General features: G+C 71.6%; 13 protein-coding genes. 7 read left to right on the top strand and 6 right to left on the bottom strand.

Translation table 11 applies throughout. The features are described from left to right. Nucleotides 1-157 precede the first annotated feature (157 nt). The 4 genes from AB0J21_RS15775 to AB0J21_RS15760 all read left to right on the top strand — a co-directional run bounded on the left by AB0J21_RS15775 (nt 158) and on the right by AB0J21_RS15760 (nt 5,760). Nucleotides 158-817 (top strand): response regulator transcription factor, encoded by a 660-nt coding sequence (locus AB0J21_RS15775; RefSeq protein ID WP_363146503.1) that lies wholly within the window; start codon nt 158-160, stop codon nt 815-817. Nucleotides 818-925: 108 nt separating this feature from the next. Then, nucleotides 926-2,212 (top strand): ribonuclease D, encoded by a 1,287-nt coding sequence (locus AB0J21_RS15770; RefSeq protein WP_363146502.1) that lies wholly within the window; start codon nt 926-928, stop codon nt 2,210-2,212. 207 nt (nt 2,213-2,419) lie between these two features. Next, nucleotides 2,420-3,634, top strand: a complete 1,215-nt coding sequence (locus AB0J21_RS15765; protein ID WP_363146501.1) for an acetyl-CoA C-acyltransferase — start codon at nt 2,420-2,422, stop codon at nt 3,632-3,634. Continuing rightward, nucleotides 3,631-5,760, top strand: coding sequence for a 3-hydroxyacyl-CoA dehydrogenase NAD-binding domain-containing protein (locus AB0J21_RS15760; protein WP_363146500.1), 2,130 nt, complete (start codon nt 3,631-3,633; stop codon nt 5,758-5,760). The genes AB0J21_RS15765 and AB0J21_RS15760 overlap by 4 nt, the downstream gene beginning before the upstream one ends. Nucleotides 5,761-5,856: 96 nt before the next feature. Here the strand turns inward: AB0J21_RS15760 and AB0J21_RS15755 are convergent, their stop codons facing one another. From AB0J21_RS15755 to AB0J21_RS15735, 5 genes are all read right to left on the bottom strand, one after another. Next, nucleotides 5,857-6,927 (bottom strand): hypothetical protein, encoded by a 1,071-nt coding sequence (locus AB0J21_RS15755; protein ID WP_363146499.1) that lies wholly within the window; start codon nt 6,925-6,927, stop codon nt 5,857-5,859. Between the two features lie 19 nt (nt 6,928-6,946). Further along, nucleotides 6,947-7,429, bottom strand: a complete 483-nt coding sequence (locus AB0J21_RS15750; RefSeq protein WP_363146498.1) for a poly-gamma-glutamate biosynthesis protein PgsC/CapC — start codon at nt 7,427-7,429, stop codon at nt 6,947-6,949. Continuing rightward, on the bottom strand, nt 7,426-9,042 hold the full coding sequence (pgsB, locus tag AB0J21_RS15745) for a poly-gamma-glutamate synthase PgsB (RefSeq protein ID WP_363146497.1): 1,617 nt from the start codon (nt 9,040-9,042) through the stop codon (nt 7,426-7,428). The genes AB0J21_RS15750 and pgsB overlap by 4 nt, the downstream gene beginning before the upstream one ends. A gap of 7 nt (nt 9,043-9,049) precedes the next feature. Beyond that, nucleotides 9,050-11,275 carry a HAMP domain-containing protein gene (locus AB0J21_RS15740; protein WP_363146496.1) on the bottom strand — a complete coding sequence of 742 codons (2,226 nt, stop codon included), beginning with the start codon at nt 11,273-11,275 and terminating at the stop codon, nt 9,050-9,052. 291 nt (nt 11,276-11,566) lie between these two features. Then, nucleotides 11,567-12,766: a CapA family protein gene (locus AB0J21_RS15735; protein WP_363146495.1), complete on the bottom strand. Its 1,200-nt coding sequence runs from the start codon at nt 12,764-12,766 to the stop codon at nt 11,567-11,569. Nucleotides 12,767-12,873: 107 nt separating this feature from the next. Between AB0J21_RS15735 and AB0J21_RS15730 the strand changes: the two genes are divergently transcribed. Both AB0J21_RS15730 and AB0J21_RS15725 read left to right on the top strand, forming a co-directional pair. Beyond that, nucleotides 12,874-13,803, top strand: a complete 930-nt coding sequence (locus AB0J21_RS15730; protein WP_363146494.1) for a hypothetical protein — start codon at nt 12,874-12,876, stop codon at nt 13,801-13,803. A gap of 187 nt (nt 13,804-13,990) precedes the next feature. Beyond that, nucleotides 13,991-15,085, top strand: a complete 1,095-nt coding sequence (locus tag AB0J21_RS15725; protein WP_363146493.1) for an LCP family protein — start codon at nt 13,991-13,993, stop codon at nt 15,083-15,085. 94 nt (nt 15,086-15,179) lie between these two features. On the opposite strand, the gene AB0J21_RS15720 is transcribed toward AB0J21_RS15725, so the two are convergent. Next, nucleotides 15,180-16,298: a hypothetical protein gene (locus tag AB0J21_RS15720; protein ID WP_363146492.1), complete on the bottom strand. Its 1,119-nt coding sequence runs from the start codon at nt 16,296-16,298 to the stop codon at nt 15,180-15,182. A gap of 157 nt (nt 16,299-16,455) precedes the next feature. Between AB0J21_RS15720 and AB0J21_RS15715 the strand changes: the two genes are divergently transcribed. Then, entirely contained in the window at nt 16,456-16,848 is a 393-nt protein-coding gene (locus AB0J21_RS15715; RefSeq protein WP_363146491.1) for an NTP pyrophosphohydrolase, read from the top strand. Nucleotides 16,849-16,892: the final 44 nt, after the last annotated feature.

Below are 16,892 nucleotides of genomic sequence, written 5' to 3'. Positions count from 1 at the left end.
GGTGTCCTAATCGCCCCGATTGTTACTCACCAGATCGTGATCATCCCCTAAAGCCGGGCACGAATGCTGCCGAAGACCACTTTGACCTTGTCAGCACGGTTTCGCCCCGGCTTCTTCCCCAGCCGGCCCCGTCCCGCCATCCCCAGCAGGAGGCCTGGTGTCCGTTCTTCTCGAGCAGCCCGCAAGCCTGGTCGCCTACCGCCCGAACAAGCCGACCGCGATGGTCGTCGTCGCCGATCCCCGTGTGCGTTCCACCGTGACCCGTCATCTCTGGGCGCTCGGTGTACGTGACGTGATCGAGGCTTCGTCCATCGCCGAGGCCCGTCCCCGCGTCGGCACCCCTCGTGACATCTGCGTCGCGGACGTCCACCTGCCCGACGGTTCAGGACTGACCCTCCTGTCCGAGACCCGCGCCGCGGGCTGGCCCAACGGCCTCGCCCTCTCGGCCGCCGACGACATCGGCGCCGTGCGCAACGCCCTCGCGGGCGGGGTCAAGGGCTACGTCGTCACCGGCACCCGCAACAACGTGGGTATGCCCGGCCGCCCCGGCGCCGCCCCCATCGGGGCCGGCGCCCGTATGCACCGCCGTCCTCCGGGGGCACCGAGCCACCCGGGCGGCTACCGCGAGCTGTCCGGCCGTGAGGTCGAGGTGCTCAGACTGGTCGCGGAAGGGCAGTCCAACAAGGCGATCGGTGTCTCGATGGGCCTGTCGGCCCTGACGGTCAAGAGCCACCTCGCCCGGATCGCCCGCAAGCTCGGCACGGGAGACCGTGCCGGGATGGTCGCCGTCGCCCTGCGCACCGGCATCATCCACTGACCGGCCCGGACCGGAAACTGACCGGTTCTGACCCTTCGTGTTACGCCGGAGGCCACCGACAGAACGTTCTGTCGGTGGCCTCCGGCGTAACACGGATAGTCTTGACAGGTGACCGACGCCCAAGAAACCGCAGCAGACAGTTCACTGCGAACCACCGGGGGCGCCCCTCCGGACGAGGGCGGCGTTACGCCTCAGGCGCAGCCGATCCCCCTCCTGGAGCCGCGCGAGGGCATCCCCCCGGTGATCGCCGACGCCGACGCCCTCGCCGAGGTCGTGGCCGCCTTCGCGGCCGGCAGCGGACCGGTGGCCGTGGACGCCGAACGGGCCTCCGGGTACCGCTACGGACAGCGCGCCTACCTCGTACAGCTGCGCCGCGAGGGAGCGGGCACCGCGCTCATCGACCCGGTGGCCTGCCCCGACCTCTCCGGTCTCGGTGCCGCGATCGGTTCCGCCGAGTGGGACCTGCACGCCGCGACCCAGGACCTGCCGTGCCTGCGCGACATAGGCATGATCCCCACCACGATCTTCGACACCGAGCTGGCCGGGCGGCTCGCGGGCTTCCCGCGCGTCGGCCTGGGCGCGATGGTCGAGGGCGTCCTCGGCTACACGCTGGAGAAGGGCCACTCGGCCGTGGACTGGTCGACCCGCCCGCTGCCCGAGCCCTGGCTGCGATACGCCGCGCTCGACGTCGAGCTGCTGGTCGACCTGCGCGACGCGCTGGAGAAGGAGCTGGAGCGGCAGGGCAAGCTGGACTGGGCCCTCCAGGAGTTCGAGGCGATCGCCACCGCTCCCCCCGCCCCGCCGCGCAAGGACCCCTGGCGCCGCACCTCCGGGATGCACAAGGTGCGCAAGCGCCGGCAGATGGCGGTCGTCCGGGAGCTGTGGGAGGCCCGCGACCGGATCGCGCAGCGCCGGGACGTCTCCCCCGGCAAGGTCCTCAGCGACGCCGCGATCGTCGAGGCGGCCCTCGCACTGCCCCCGAACGTGCACGCCCTCGGCGCGCTGCCGGGCTTCGGCCACCGGGTCAACCGGCGGCAGCTGGAGCAGTGGCAGGCGTGCGTGGACCACGCCAGGGAGCTGCCGGAGAGCGAGCTGCCGCAGCCGGGTTCGCCGCTGGCGGGCCCGCCGCCGCCGCGCGCCTGGGCCGACCGCGACCCGGTGGCCGCGGCCCGGCTGTCCGCCGCGCGGGCCGGGGTGATCGCCCGCGCCGAGGAACTGCGCCTGCCGCAGGAGAACCTGATCACCCCGGACACGGTGCGCCGGCTGTGCTGGGAGCCGCCGGCCGAGGCCGGTCCCGAGACGGTCGCCGAAGCGTTGCGCGCGCACGGCGCGCGGCCGTGGCAGGTCGAGCTGGTGACTCCGGTCCTGCTGAAGGCGCTGCGCGAACACGCGTGAAAGAGCTGTCCTCAAACGCCGGACGGGCTGGATGCATCCAGCCCCTCCGGGGGGTGTGGACAAGCGCCCGGCCGCGGGCCGGTGTGACCTTCGACGCTCCGCAGGACAGGGTGGCACAGTTTGGTTACCCGCAAGTAGCATGAGCCTGGCGACACGCTCCGGCGTGCCGCGTGGCAGCGCCATCCCGCACCCTGGAGGAGAGCCAACGTGCCTCGTACCATCCGGGACGTCGTCTTCGTCGACGGCGTCCGCACCCCGTTCGGCAAGGCGGGCCCGAAGGGCATGTACCACGAGACCCGGGCCGACGATCTCGTCGTCAAGGCGATCCGGGAGCTGCTGCGCCGCAACCCGGACCTGGACCCGCAGAAGATCGACGAGGTCGCCATCGCCGCGACCACGCAGATCGGTGACCAGGGCCTGACCCTGGGCCGTACCGCCGGAATCCTGGCGGGCCTGCCGCAGTCGGTGCCCGGCTACTCGATCGACCGGATGTGCGCGGGCGCGCTGACCGCCGTCACGACGACGGCCGGTTCGATCGCCTTCGGCGCGTACGACGTGGTGATCGCGGGCGGTGTCGAGCACATGGGCCGCCACCCGATGGGCGAGGGCGTCGACCCCAACCCGCGCTTCGTGTCCGAGAAGCTGGTCGACGAGTCGGCCCTGTTCATGGGCATGACGGCGGAGAACCTGCACGACCGCTTCCCGCACCTGACCAAGGAGCGCGCGGACGCCTACGCGGTGCGCTCGCAGGAGAAGGCGGCGAAGGCGTACGCGAACGGGCAGATCCAGGCCGACCTGGTCCCCGTCTCGATCCGCCGCACCTCCCCCGAGGCCGGGGAGACCGGCTGGGGCCTGGCGACCGCCGACGAGCCGATGCGCCCGGGCACGACGCTGGAGCAGCTGGCCGGCCTCAAGACGCCGTTCCGCCCGCACGGCAAGGTCACCGCGGGCAACGCGGCCGGACTGAACGACGGGGCGACCGCCTCGGTGCTCGCCTCCGAGGACTTCGCGCGCGAGAACGGCCTGCCGGTCAAGATGCGGCTGGTCTCCTACGCCTTCGCCGGTGTGGAGCCCGAGGTCATGGGCTACGGGCCGATCCCGGCGACCGAGAAGGCGCTCGCCAAGGCGGGCCTGTCGGTCTCCGACATCGGCCTGTTCGAGGTCAACGAGGCCTTCGCCGTGCAGGTGCTGGCCTTCCTCGACCACTACGGCATCGCCGACGACGACCCGCGCGTGAACCAGTACGGCGGCGCGATCGCCTTCGGTCACCCGCTGGCCTCCTCCGGTGTCCGGCTGATGACGCAGCTGGCGCGGCAGTTCGAGGAGCAGCCCGAGGTCCGGTACGGCATCACCACCATGTGCGTCGGCTTCGGCATGGGCGCGACCGTGATCTGGGAAAACCCCCACTGGGAGGGCAAGTGAGCACCACCGCTGAGCTGCTGAAGGGCGCGGCCGAACTGTTCCCGGGGGAGGTCGTGACCCAGGCGCACGTACGCCACCTCGACCTGCCGGGCGCGGGCCGTTTCGCCCTGATCACGCTGGACAACGGGCTGGACCACACGAAGCCGACCACCTTCGGCCCGGCCTCGCTCGCGAACCTGAACACCGCGATCGACCAGGTCGAGAAGGAGGCGGCGGCCGGGGAGATCGTCGGCGTCGGGGTCACCGGCAAGCCGTTCATCTTCGCGGTGGGCGCCGACCTCAAGGGCGTGGGCCTGCTCGGGCGCCACGAGGACGGGGTGGCGATCGCCAAGGGCGGCCACGACGTCTTCAAGCGGCTGTCGCACCTCGCGGTGCCGACCTTCGCGTACTACAACGGCGCGGCCATGGGCGGCGGTGTCGAGGTCGGTCTGCACTGCTCGTACCGCACGGTCTCCTCGGCGCTGCCCGCCTTCTCGCTGCCCGAGGTCTTCTTGGGGCTCGTCCCGGGCTGGGGCGGCTGCACGCTGCTGCCGAACCTGATCGGCGCCGACCGAGCGGTTTCGGTCATTGTCGAGAACTCGCTGAACCAGAACCGTCAGCTCAAGGGCAAGCAGGTCCACGAGCTGGGGATCGCCGACGCGATCTTCGAGGGCGCGGACTTCCTGGAGCAGTCGCTGCTGTGGACGGCCGCCGTCCTCAAGGGCGAGATCGTCGTGGAGCGTCCCGAGATCGACCGCGGCGAGGGCTGGGACCAGGCCGTGGCGCGCGGCCGGTCCATCGCCGACTCCAAGGTGCACGGTGCGGCCCCGGCCGCCTACCGCGCGCTGGACATCATCGAGGGCGCCAGGTCCGGTGACCTCCAGGCGGGCTTCGACGCCGAGGACCAGGCCCTCGCGGACCTGATCATGAGCGGGGAGCTACGCGGCGGCCTCTACGCCTTCGACCTCGTGCAGCGCCGCGCCAAGCGTCCGGCGGGTGCGCCCGACAAGTCGCTGGCCCGTCCGGTCAACAAGGTCGGCGTGGTCGGCGCGGGCCTGATGGCCTCGCAGCTCGCGCTGCTGTTCGTGCGCCGTCTTGAGGTGCCGGTCGTGCTGACCGACATCGACCAGGCGCGCGTCGACAAGGGCGTGGGCTACGTGCACGCCGAGATCGACAAGCTGCTCGGCAAGGGCCGGGTCAACCAGGACAAGGCGAACCGGCTCAAGGGCCTGGTCTCCGGCGTCCTGGACAAGGCCGAGGGCTTCTCGGACGCGGACTTCGTGATCGAGGCCGTCTTCGAGGAGATCGGCGTCAAGCAGCAGGTCTTCGCCGAGGTCGAGGCGGTCGTCCCGGCCCACGCGATCCTGGCGACCAACACCTCCTCGCTCTCGGTCACGGAGATGGCCTCGAAGCTCCAGCACCCCGAGCGGGTCGTCGGCTTCCACTTCTTCAACCCGGTCGCGGTGCTCCCGCTGCTGGAGATCGTGCGCGGCGAGCGGACCGACGACGCGGCGCTCGCGACGGCCTTCGGTGTCGCCAAGAAGCTGAAGAAGTCCGCGGTGCTGGTCAAGGATGCCCCGGCGTTCGTCGTCAACCGCGTCCTGACCCGCTTCATGGGCGAGATCCAGAACGTCATCGACGAGGGCACGCCCGTCGAGGTGGCCGAGAAGGCCGTCGAGCCGCTCGGTCTGCCGATGTCGCCGCTGGTGCTGCTCGAACTGGTGGGCCCGGCGATCGGCCTGCACGTCTCGGAGACGCTGCACGGCGCCTTCCCGGACCGCTTCACCGTCTCGCCGAACCTCAAGGCGGTCGTCGAGGCCGGCAAGCGCGGCTTCTACGTCTACGACTCCGGCAAGCCGGAGCTGGACCCGGAGGTCGCGGCGCTCCTGAAGCAGGGCGACACGGCGCTGACCGAGCAGCAGGTGCGCGACCGGGTCATGGACGCGGTGGCCGAGGAGATCGGCCTGATGCTCGCGGACGGCGTCGTCGCCGAGGCCCAGGACATCGACCTGTGCCTGATCACCGGCGCCGGCTGGCCCTTCCACCTGGGCGGCATCACGCCGTACCTGGACCGCGAGGGCATCGCCGAACGCGTCAACGGCAAGCGTTTCCTCCAGCCGGGCATCGCCTCGGTCCCGGCGGCCTGAGGCGCGGCACACCGGAGAACAGCGAAAGGGCGGGCCGCCCCGGGGGGTACCCGGGGCGGCCCGCCCTCGTGTCCCGCCGGGTGCGGGACCTGAAGGTCAGAGGCGTTTGGCGCTGCGCAGGGTGCGCGCGTAGTAGCCGTTGCCGTCCAGCCGGGAGGTGCCCCCCTTGTCGCCGATGGTGGGACCGTTGGCCTCCTCGCGGCTGGAGATGAAGATGAGGTGCCCGTCGGTGTCGCGCCCGAGGAACATGCCGATGTGATCGAGCCGTTCACCGGTGCGCTGGTCGAGCTTGAAGAACACCAGGTCGCCCGGTTGCAGGACGTCGATGGTCGTGGGGCGGTCCGCCGGGGTGATGCCTTTGAGCGGCAGGATGTCGGTGCCGACGCCGGAGCGGGCGATGCCGTTGGCGGTACGCGGCAGGCCGTCGCCGCCCTTGTCGGAGGAGGCCAGCGGATAGCGGGCCCGGTAGCCCCACAACAGGCGCATGAAGCCGGAGCAGTCGACGGAGCGGGCCCGTTCGGTCTCCGCGGGGATGGTCTGGCCGTCCCGGAACGTGTAGGGGATGCCGAGGTAGTCGTAGAAGTCCGACAGCTCCTGGCGCAGGTCGTTGCCCTCGCTGCCGTTGGGGTTGAGGGGGCCGAAGCTCGCGTCGCCCGCGTACGGCAGTCCCTCGTCGTCCTTCTTCACCGGGGCGCCGTCGACGTACTGGAAGGCCATCGCGAAGACGTCGTCCTCCTCGCTGCCGTAGTACTGCTTGAACCAGTCCTTGAACCACTTCTCCTTCTCGGCGCCCTTGCGCCACGCCTCAGGCATCAGGCGCACCCAGTCCTCGGTGACCACCCGGGACTTGGTGTTGACCGGTTCGGTGAAGGTGCGTGAGGGGCCGCGCAGCGTCGCGGTGCGCGCGCCGTCGGTGAAGGTGGCCAGCACCTGGCCCTTCTCGCCGCGCAGCACGGAACGGTCGGGGTTCTTCAGCCTCTCCCAGGTCTGGGCGCCGCCCTTCTGGCCGGCGCTCGACTCCAGGGCCGGGCGGTCGGTGACCGTCTGCACGACGGGGGCCTTGGCCTGCTCGTCGTCGCGCAGGGCCACGGTGAGGTAGGCGCTGGCGCCGAGCAGGGCGACCACCGTCGTGGCGTGCAGTACCGGGTGTTTCTTCTTCTTGGGCATGGCAGGGCTCCGGGCTCGGTCAGGCGGACGGCATGACGCCGAGGAGGATTCCGGCGGTGAGGACGACGTAGGCCATGAGCGTCACCGAACCGGTGGCGAGGATGGTCGCCCCCTTGGGCTGACGCAGCAGCTGATAGGCGATGAGGCCGGGCACGATGAAGCCCAGCGTCTGGTTCGCGTACATCAGCGGGTACTCCAGGGAGAGCACGATCATCACGGTGCCCTGGAGCAGCACGCCCATGAGGACGACGGCGGCGAAGAGCCGCTTGCCGTAGAGGATCACGAACTTCTGGAGCAGCAGGATCGCGGCGTAGGTGAGGACCGTGACGCCCACCATCATGGCGGCGCGCTGGAGGTCCTCGACCAGGGTCAGGGCGAGCCAGCCCGGGGTGATCATGCCGCCGGGTGACAGGTTGGTCGTCAGGTAGCAGACCAGGGAGAACATCAGGCCCAGGCCGATGCCGAGGGCGGCGATCTCCGGGGTGAGGACGGAGGGGATCAACGGGTCTCTCCTGGGCTGTGCCACGGCTGTTCGTCGGTGGGCGTAGGGGTGGGCGGAACGGGAGGACGCCGCGGCTCGAACATGCCGCGCGGGCGGTCTTCCGGGGCGGGGGCCGCTCGGTGGGGTTCGCCCTCGTGCCGCCCCTGCGGTCCTGGACCGTCCTGGTCGCGGGCGCCCCACGCCACCTGCTGCGGCACGTTCGGGACGTCGTGGCCGGGGGCGAGCGGCTCCACGTACCCGGTCTGCCGGTACTGCGGCGGCGCGTACTCCCGCTGCGGCTGGGTCCAGCGGTCCTCGAAGGCCGCCGGGTAGGGCGCGTAGGGGTCGATGCGCGGGGCGTAGAGCGCAAGCGTCTCGGCATGGCGCGGCAGCGGGTCGGGGCCCGGCCGCGTGCCTTCGGGCGGGCCTGCGGCGGACGGGTCCGACTCGTCCTCGTCCGGGGGCAGTTCCGCGAGGTGCTCCAGGAGTACCTCACCCTGTCCGTGGATGTTGCCGATGGCGACGAGTGAGGAGTCGGGGCCGAGCCAGCCGAGCAGTTGGCGCATGAACTCCTCGGGCTCGCGGCGGTCACCACCGAGGTCCACGGCCCGGTCCCGGTGGGAGAGCGGGATCGCGTCGATCGCGCTCTTGGCCGGATGCCCGATGACGAACACGTGCTCCGGGTCGAGTTCGGGGATGATCTCGCCCATCTGCCCGTTGCGCTCGACGCGGTCGGGACGGCAGTTGATCACGACGTTGAGCGGCCGGTGGATGGCGCCGAGGTCGAGCAGCTGGTTGATGTTCATCAGCGTGGACTCGGGGTCGTTGGCCGCGAAGACGTTCGCGAAGCGCAGCCGCTTGTCCTCGGGGGTGACGTAGCGCTCCACGGAGAGCACGCCCGGGTCCGGCGGGGCCTCGTACATGCCCAGGAGGGCGACGTCGCGGGCCACACCGAGGAGTTCGGCGACCTTGAGGGCGATGGCGACGTTCTCCTTGAAGGTGAACCAGCTGAAACCGCGCAGTTCCTCGTCGCTGACCGTCTGTGGATCGGCGTAGATCAACTGGCAGTTCCGTGCGTCGGCCTCCTCCTGGAGGATGTCGAAACGGTCCTGCTCGGCGGTGACGCAGATTCCGTCCTCGGGCATCGAGCGGCACAGCGAGCGGGCCACGTCGTCGAGCGTGGGGCCCATCTCGGCGAGGTGGTCCTCGCGGACGTTGCACAGCACGCCGATGGTCGAGCGGATGAGCTTGGACTGGTTGATCTCCTGGAGGGCCGGCATGACCGCCATGCACTCGATTACCAGCGCGTCGGGCTGGTAGGCGGCGGCCCGCCTGACGATGCCGATCTGCTCGACCACGTTGGCGATGCCGAACTTGCGGTAGACCGGCTCCTCCGTCGCGTCGGGGTGGATGAAGCGGGCGGCGGTCCCGGTGGTCTTGGCGACGGTGACGAGGTCCCCGCCGCGCAGCGCGCCCGCGCACAGCCGGGTGATGGAGGACTTGCCCCGGATGCCGTTGACCAGCACCCGGGTCGGTATCCGGTGCAGTGAGGCGTAGTGGCGCCGCTGTTCCACCACACCGGCCACCAGCAGCACGGCGCAGCACACGAGCAGCACGAAGTACAGGAAGAGCACGGTGGTTTCAGTTCCTTCCGGCGGGGGACGGCACGCCGTCCCGCCTGCGCTGCCGGGCCTGCGTCTGCTGGCGCAGGAGTTCCAGACTGCGGGTGACGGCGCCGACCTCGTCGTGGTGGCGCGGGAAGAGCACGGTGCGCCGGTCGCCGTCGGCCAGCGCCTCGGCCTGCTGGGCGAGCGCGCGCAGGGGGCGGACCACGACGATCTGGAGCCAGCCCAGACAGGCCGCCGCCGCGGTCAGCCCGAGGAGCCCGGCCAGCACCGTGCGCGAACGCACGCTGTAGGCCGGGATGGCCAGGTGCGAGGCCGGCTGCCAGCTGACGACGCTCCACCGCAGGGCCTTGGCCGCACCGCCGCCCGCGAAGGGGGCCGCGGCGGCGATCTCGATCCCGTCCTCGCCTCCCCGGTAGAGGACGCCGTTGGCGTGGGCGCTGAGTCCGGCCTTCTGGCTGGTGCCCTCGACGAGGGTGTCGAGGCGGCCGGCGGGCAGCCGCTGGAACGCGAGGTAACCGTCGTTGCCACCGATCACCCGGCGGTCCTCGTCGACGATCCGTACGGTGCCGAGGCCGGGGCGTTTGAGCAGCGAGTTCAGGAAGTCGATGCGCAGCTCGCCGACCACGGCCGCGCCCGCCCGTCCGGGTATCTCGGCCGTGCCGACGATGACGGGCTTCTTGCCGGTCGTGGACAGCAGTCCGAGGGGCTTGTCGGAGGGGCCGTGTCCCGTGGTGTGCGGGTCGGCGCCGGTCCGCGCGAGGACCCGGCCCGAGTCGTCGAGGACGTAGAGCGATTCGTAGCGGTGGTGTTCGGCCATGGTGCGGCTGAGCACCTGGGACATCTCCGCGGGCGGGGTGCGGTCCCCGATGAGCTGGGCGACGGAGGCGAGGTCGGCGTGCCCCTCGTTGAGGGCGCGACGCACGCGGTCGCTGAGGGTGTCGGTGCGTTCGCGCTGGTCGCTCACGAGTTGCTGCGGGACGACGACGGTCTGTCCCGGCCGGTTCAGCAGCAGCATCAGCGGCAGGGACCAGGCCAGCAGCAGGAGGGCGCACACCACGAGAAGAGTGCGGGTGCCGAACCGGTGACGGGCGGGGCGTATGTCGGTGTCGGACTCGCCGCGCAGCTGCCGGCGTATCCGCTCCAGGGCGGTACCGATCCGGGCCGCCTCACCGCGCCGCGGCACCCTCACCGGGCGGGCGAGGTCGCCGCGGGTCAGGCGGCGGCTCTCCAGGAAGAGGCGCAGCAGCGGGCGTTGCACGGTGGCGAGCAGGACGGCCACGGCGAGCGCGCCGATCACCAGCAGCGCTCCGGCCGCGAGCAGCCCGAACGCGGGGTGGGCGCGGGCGGCGTTGTCCTCGGCGACCTGTGCGACGGCGACCACCGACAGGCCCAGTCCGGTGGCGACGGTGGTCTCCCCCGGCTGGGGCGCGGCGAGGGAGGCGTATCCGGCGACGGCGCGCTCGCCGGAGCGGACACCGCCCAGGGCCCAGCCGCTGACCCCGAGGAAACCGCCGGACCCGGGCTCCTTGGTGGTCGAGGGCTTGCGCCGGGCCTGCGTCGCGGCGGTGCGCGCCACGGCCTTGAGCTGCTTGGTGCTCCAGGCCGCGTCGGAGCGCTGCCGGTCGGTGCGCAGTTGCTCGGGCTGGGGGATACCGTCGCTGCTGAGGACGGCTCCGCGGGGATCGACCACCGCGATGGAGCGGAACTTGCCGAGGCTGATCCCGGGGAACTTGAGGCTGCTGGAGGCGACCATCAACTGCTGGGGCTTGCCTGCCCAGTTGAGCAGGGCGAAGGCGAGGAGCCGGGTCTCGCCGTTCTGGAGACGGACCATGCGGGGGGCGAGCCCGTTCTCGTCGCCGAGGGTGTGCAGGTCGACCGCCGTCAGGGGCAGGTTCTCGCCCCGGGCGGCCAGGAGCTTGCCGGAGGAGATCTCGACGACGGCCGTCCCGGTCCACTTCTGGTAGACGCTGCCCAGCTTGTCGAGCACCGTGTCGGCGTCGACGGGGCGGCCCGCGTTGAACAGGGCCGCGGACCGGTCGAGGTCGGTGACGCTTTCGTCGATCGAGGCGCGCAGGGCGATCGCGCCGTCCTCGGCGAAGTGCTGCTGGGAAACCCGGACGGCCTTGGGCAGGCCGGTCTGGTCGACCCGGCCGAGCGTCAGTGCGGTGACGCCGGCGAGCGCGAGGAGGAGGACGGACAGGACCGCGATGGGAGGACGGATGCCTCCCAGGAGGGACATGTCTGCCCTCCGACGGACCTTGTGCCGCCGCTTCACAGCCGAAGCGGCCAACGCGTACTCCTCTCCACGCATGACAAGTCGCCATGTGGGGTAATCGATGAATGGTCTGTACCTAAGGGCGAGATTTGAGCACCCGGTGTGGTTAGACACACAAGTTGTGCGCATGGTTGTACATGTTGTGAAGAGAAATGACCACGCTGCTCGCCGGCCCCCCGGGGGCGGCATCGAGACCGCGGGCCCGCCACCCAGGAGGCTCCCCGGTGACGGGCCCGCGGTCCACGCCCGGGCGTGTCAGCCGGGGAGCGTCTCCAGCGGGCGCAGACCGTCGGCGTCGGCTCCCCGGTTGAGCATCGTGCCCTCGGTCCGTTCGAAGGCGAGCCGGTAGCGGGCGCGCTGCCGGCCGCTCAGCTCGTGGTGCGCGCGCAGTTCGGCCGCGGCGTCGTACAGGCGGTGGTCGCTCGGGGCCCCCTTGGCCGGGGCGTCGTCGCCCCGGTCCTCCGGGACGACCATCACCGTCGGCACGTAGCGGGCGCGCACGCTCCAGTGGCCCGCGCGCTCGGAGAAGTCGAACCAGCCGATCACCCCCTCCTCGGTGACCCCACTCGGTACGTCGTGCCGGGCGATCTGGTTCCCGAGCCCGTAGGCGATCCAGGTCCCGTCGACCTTCTCCATGGGCTGCACCACGTGTGCGTGATGACCCACGACCAGATCGATGGACGTCTCGCGGGCGATGCGGCGGGCCAGTCGCACCTGGGCACCACTGGGTTCGGCGTGGTACTCGCGGCCCCAGTGGATGCTGAGGACGACGACCTCCGCCCCGGCCGCTCTGGCGCGCTTCTCCGCCGCCTTGATGGCGTCGAAGTCGGTGCGGTTGGCGAGCCACGGGGTGTCCTCGGGGACCTCTCTCCCGTTGAAGCCGAAGGCGTAGGAGAGTTGAGCGACCTTGACCCCCTTCACCTCCAGCACGAGCGGCTTGTCCGCCTCGGCGGCGCTGCGGGCCGAGCCGGTGTGCCGCAGACCTGCCGCGTCCAGCGCGTCCAGCGTCCTCCGCACTCCGGCCCGGCCGTGGTCGAGGGTGTGGTTGGAGGCCGTCGAGCAGGTGTCGTAGCCGACGTCCTTGAGCGTCGTCGCGATCTGCGGGGGAACCTGGAAGTCGGGGAACCCCTCGTAGGGCCCGGCCGGTTCGGCCGCGACCGGTTCGAAGTGGCAGATCGCCAGGTCGGCCTTGCTGATCACGGGCTTGATCCCGGCCATCATCGGGCCGAAGTCCAGTCCGTTCGCACCCTTCCCGGTGGCCTTCGCGTCCTTGCGGGCCTGCTCGGTGAGCTGCGGGTGGATGAGTACGTCCCCGGCGGCGGCGAGGCTGAAGTGCCGCCCCAATCCCGCTTCTTCGGCGTCGTCCTCCGTCGGGCCGCAGGATGCCGTTCCCATGAGTACGGCCGTCGCCAACGCGAGCACCGTCCACGAACGGCGGGAAGAGGGTCTGTTCACAAGGATAGGTTTATACAGCCATGACAACACATCGGACAAAGATGGTCGCCATTGTCATACTCCTCGTGCTCTTCACGTCATGTGCTGCCATCGTTCTCGGATCAAACATGCTGACCTCCCGCCCGCCGCACGCGGGAGTGGAGCGGCGGCCTGCGACAGCCGTGGACCTGGAGCAGCGCATAGCCTCGTTCACCGGCCCCTTCGGCAAGGACACGGGCTACACCGGTCCCACGCGCTCCGAGCGGGAGACCGTGGCCGCGGGCCTCGGCCTCCTCCTCGACGGAAAGCGGGAGGCGGCCCGGACCACCCTCGCCACGACCGGGTACGTCCTTCGCGTGCTGACCGACCGCTATAGCGGCCGCCGTTACGCCGAACTGGCCGAGCGCCTCCCCACCGGGCGGCGGGCGCGTGGCTGGGGCCGGGTCTACGTGGATCTCGACCGGTCGGCCCGCTGGTCGGTGCAGGTGCCGCACCCGGTGGCGGATCTGCGCACCGAACGGATCGGGGTGGCGGTGCTGCGCGAGACGCCGGGCGGAGTCCTCGTCCTGGCGGGAGCGCACCGTGCGGCCGGCGAGGGGAGGGAGGCCGACGTGGCCCACCGCGAGGACACCGTCTTCCAGGCGGTGTGCGCGCTGCTGACACGGCGCGGCATTCCAGGAGTCCAGCTCCACGGTTTCGCCGACGCCTCCTCCCCCGGGGACGACGTGGTGCTCTCCCCGGGCCGCGGCGAGGACGGGCTCGCGCAGGCCCGACGGCTGAGCGGCGCGCTGGCCGGCCGGGGCTTCGAGGTGTGCCGCGCCTGGACCGTGCCGCGCTGTCCGCTGGCGGGGCGGACCAACGTCCAGGGCCGCTACGCCGCCGAGGCGGGGGTGCCCTTCCTCCACGTGGAGTTGAGCCACCGGCTGCGCACCGACCCGGGTCTGAGCGCCGCGTTGGTGGCGACGCTCACCACGACGGTCACCTCGGCACCGCCGCGCGAGGACGCGCACGCGCACCCGGCGGGCGCGGCTCACGTCCGACGAGAGGCGCACGCCTGAGACGAGGGCCCGTGTCCCGCCCCTTCCCTTCTCCCTGGCGAACCGACGTCAACACGAGTGCAACCATCACCCCTCGAAAACGTGTCTATAGTGCAGTCCCATCACTCCGACCCTGGGCCGGCCGCCTCCCCCCACCCGAGCCCTGCCCCGTGTGACCAGCGGGCGTCGCAGAAGAGGAAGCCCAGGCATGACCGAGACCGGAACCGAGACCGGAGGCCAGAACGTACCTCCGGCCTCCACTCACCGCAGGCGCAAGAAGACCGGCAGACGCCACGTCGGGCGGTGGATCCTGCTCAGCCTGCTCGTGATCGTGCTCGCCGCGGGCGGCACCGGATGGTGGTACTTCGAGCACCTCAACGGCAACATCAAGGGCGTCGACATCAACAAGGCGCTCGGCAAGGACCGGCCCGAGAAGGCCGCCACGGCCTCGAACGCCACCAACCTCCTGGTGCTCGGCTCCGATTCACGGGCCGGGGACAACGGCAAGCTGGACGCGGGCGACGTCAGCGGTGCCCGTTCGGACACGGCTCTGCTCGTGCACATTCCCGAGGGCCGTCAGCAAGCGGTCGCCGTGAGCATCCCGCGCGACACCCTGATCGACCGTCCCGAGTGCGTCAAGCAGGACGGTGGGACGCTCCCCGCCGCCCACCGCGTCATGTTCAACTCCGTCTACTCGGTGGCCGGTCCGGCGTGCGTGGTGAAGACGGTCGAGAAGATGTCGGACGTCCGCATCGACCACATGATGGAGATCGACTTCGCCGGTTTCCAGGGGCTGGTCGACGCGATAGGCGGGGTGACCGTCACGACCGACGAGGACATCCACGACAGCAAGAGCGGCTTCGACCTGCCCCAGGGCACCCACAAGCTCGACGGCGCCGAGTCGCTGAAGTTCGTCCGCACCCGCTACGGGCACGGTGACGGCAGCGACCTCGGACGCATCGGTCTGCAGCAGCAGTTCCTGCTGGCACTGCTCAGCGAGGTCAAGAAGCAGGACCTGCTCGGCTCCCCCACCAAGGCCATCAAGATCGCCAACTCGGCGACCAAGGCGCTCACCACCGACGAGGACCTCGCCTCGATCACCTCACTCGCCGAGTTCGCCCGCAGCATGCGCGGCATCGACCCGAACACGATGGACACCATCATGTTGCCGGTCGCCTACGACGCTCAGGACCGCAACCGCGTCGTGCCCGCCCAGCCGCAGGCCGGCCAGTTGTGGAAGGCGATCCGGGAGGACGGCGAGATCCCCGAGTCCGCCAAGAAGTCGCCCGCGAGCGGCGGCTGACAAGCCGTAGCGACACGAGCGGCGGTACAGCGGTGAGGGGCCCGGTCCGAGGACCGGGCCCCTCACCGCTGTGCGTGACCGGGCCCGGCCCGGCTCAGACAGTGATCGACGGCGCCAGCACGAGACCCGGGTCACTGTTCTGCCGGGCAACCCGCAGCCTTCCGTCCGCGCCCAGAGTCGTGAGGACGACGCGGCCGTGCGCGTCCACCGCGAGGCCCGGCTGTCCGATGCTCTCCTCACCGGTCGGTGCCCACCACACACCGCCCTGCTCGTTCTCGGTGCCGCACGCGGCGAGCAGTATCTGCCCGAAGGCGTCCCGGTAGGCGAAGACCGTGCAGTCGTACCCGTCGAGCGGCGCGCGCACCACACTGACCGGCCCTTCGGCGGGCGCCCCGCCCAGCGGCAGGAGCCAGCCCCCCGGCCGGTGGCCGACCACGCCGCCGTTGTCGGGGTCGGTCCAGTAGTAGGTGACCCGGCCCTCGCCGGTCTCCAGGGCGGTGAGGCTGTCGGGGACGACCGACAGCGGGATGTCCGCGGCTCGTTCGAAGGCGACGCCCGGGCGGGGACGCACCCAGTGTCCGGCCGGTCCCTCCCCCGCGCACAGCACCTCCAGGGGGCCCGCGCCGGTCGCGACGGCGGCCGGAGCGCCGTGCAGGCGGCTGCCCTTGAGGTCCTTCCACGCCGCCCACTTGCCGGTCTTGTCCTCCCAGCGCACCATGAGCCCCCGGCCCGCGTTGCGGACCAGGACGTGCACGGTGCCCGCAGTGTCCACCACCACCGCCGGCGCCCCGATCAGCGCCTGGCGCTCCGCCTCCTGGTGCGGCGAGCCGAGGGAGCGGAACGGGGACAGCGGCCGCCCGCTCTGGTACTGCACCGCGTGCACGAGGTCCGTGGTCCCGGGCGCCCCCTGCCGCGGCACGGAACGGCGGCCGACGAGGTGCGCGTACCCGTCGCCGCCCTGCCCGACCGTCAGATCGGTGAGGTGCGGGCCGGGGAAGTGATCGGGGCCCGACCACTCGGGGCCGCCCGGCCGGGTCTCCGTCCACCGTGACACGCCTTCGGCGGTCAGCGCGTAGGCGGTCAGCCGGCCGTCCTTGCCGCGCAGCAGCCAACGGCCCCGCGGCGTCCTGAGCGGGCCGGGGTCCGTTTCGGCCACCGGTCCCGCCGTCCGGGAAACCGCGCCCTGTGCCGCCTTGTCCGCTCTGGCCCGCATGATGTGAGGTCGTCCTCCCGTGGTTCCGGCCGGGCTGCTGGCCCGCGCCGTGCCCGCGCGTCGGCAGGCGGGACAGCGCTCATCATAGAATCATCACAACCCGCGCCCCGGGGCGGGCCGGTACCGCCTGCACCCCGTTCCGGCCCATCATGAACGCATGGAACAGCCTCCGGAACCCTCGCATCCGCACCGCACGCTCGTCGTGGACGGCGCCAACGTGGTCGGTTCGGTCCCCGACGGCTGGTGGCGCGACCGGGCGGGCGCCGCCCGCCGGCTGCGCGACTCCCTCGTACCGTACGGCGGCGCGGGGCTGCCCGGCTGGCCCGCACCGCTGGACGTGGTCCTCGTCGTGGAGGGCGCGGCGCGCGGGACCGAGAGCGTGCCCGGGGTGCGGGTGCTCGCGGCGCGGGGCAGCGGGGACGACCGGATCGTGCGGGCGGTGGCCGAGGCGCCCGGTCCCACCCTCGTCATCACGGCCGACCGTGAACTGCGCCGCCGGGTCGAGGCCTTGGGCGCCGAGTGCGCGGGGCCGCGCACGGTGCGGCCGTGAACCGCCCCCGCGCTGTTGCCCGTACGCCCGCCGCCGCCCCGTGG

The organism is Streptomyces sp. NPDC049954, assembly GCF_040656295.1.
Taxonomy (GTDB): domain Bacteria; phylum Actinomycetota; class Actinomycetes; order Streptomycetales; family Streptomycetaceae; genus Streptomyces.
This window is presented reverse-complemented; position numbering and strand designations above follow the sequence as displayed.

What these genes read in the sequence shown, in the direction of transcription:
- AB0J21_RS15755 (WP_363146499.1), bottom strand. Translation starts at nt 6,927, where the DNA reads ATGCCCAAGAAGAAGAAACACCCGGTACTGCACGCCACGACGGTGGTC.
- AB0J21_RS15740 (WP_363146496.1), bottom strand. Translation starts at nt 11,275, where the DNA reads ATGTCCCTCCTGGGAGGCATCCGTCCTCCCATCGCGGTCCTGTCCGTC.
- AB0J21_RS15730 (WP_363146494.1), top strand. Translation starts at nt 12,874, where the DNA reads ATGCTGACCTCCCGCCCGCCGCACGCGGGAGTGGAGCGGCGGCCTGCG.
- AB0J21_RS15725 (WP_363146493.1), top strand. Translation starts at nt 13,991, where the DNA reads ATGACCGAGACCGGAACCGAGACCGGAGGCCAGAACGTACCTCCGGCC.
- AB0J21_RS15720 (WP_363146492.1), bottom strand. Translation starts at nt 16,298, where the DNA reads ATGCGGGCCAGAGCGGACAAGGCGGCACAGGGCGCGGTTTCCCGGACG.
- AB0J21_RS15715 (WP_363146491.1), top strand. Translation starts at nt 16,456, where the DNA reads ATGGAACAGCCTCCGGAACCCTCGCATCCGCACCGCACGCTCGTCGTG.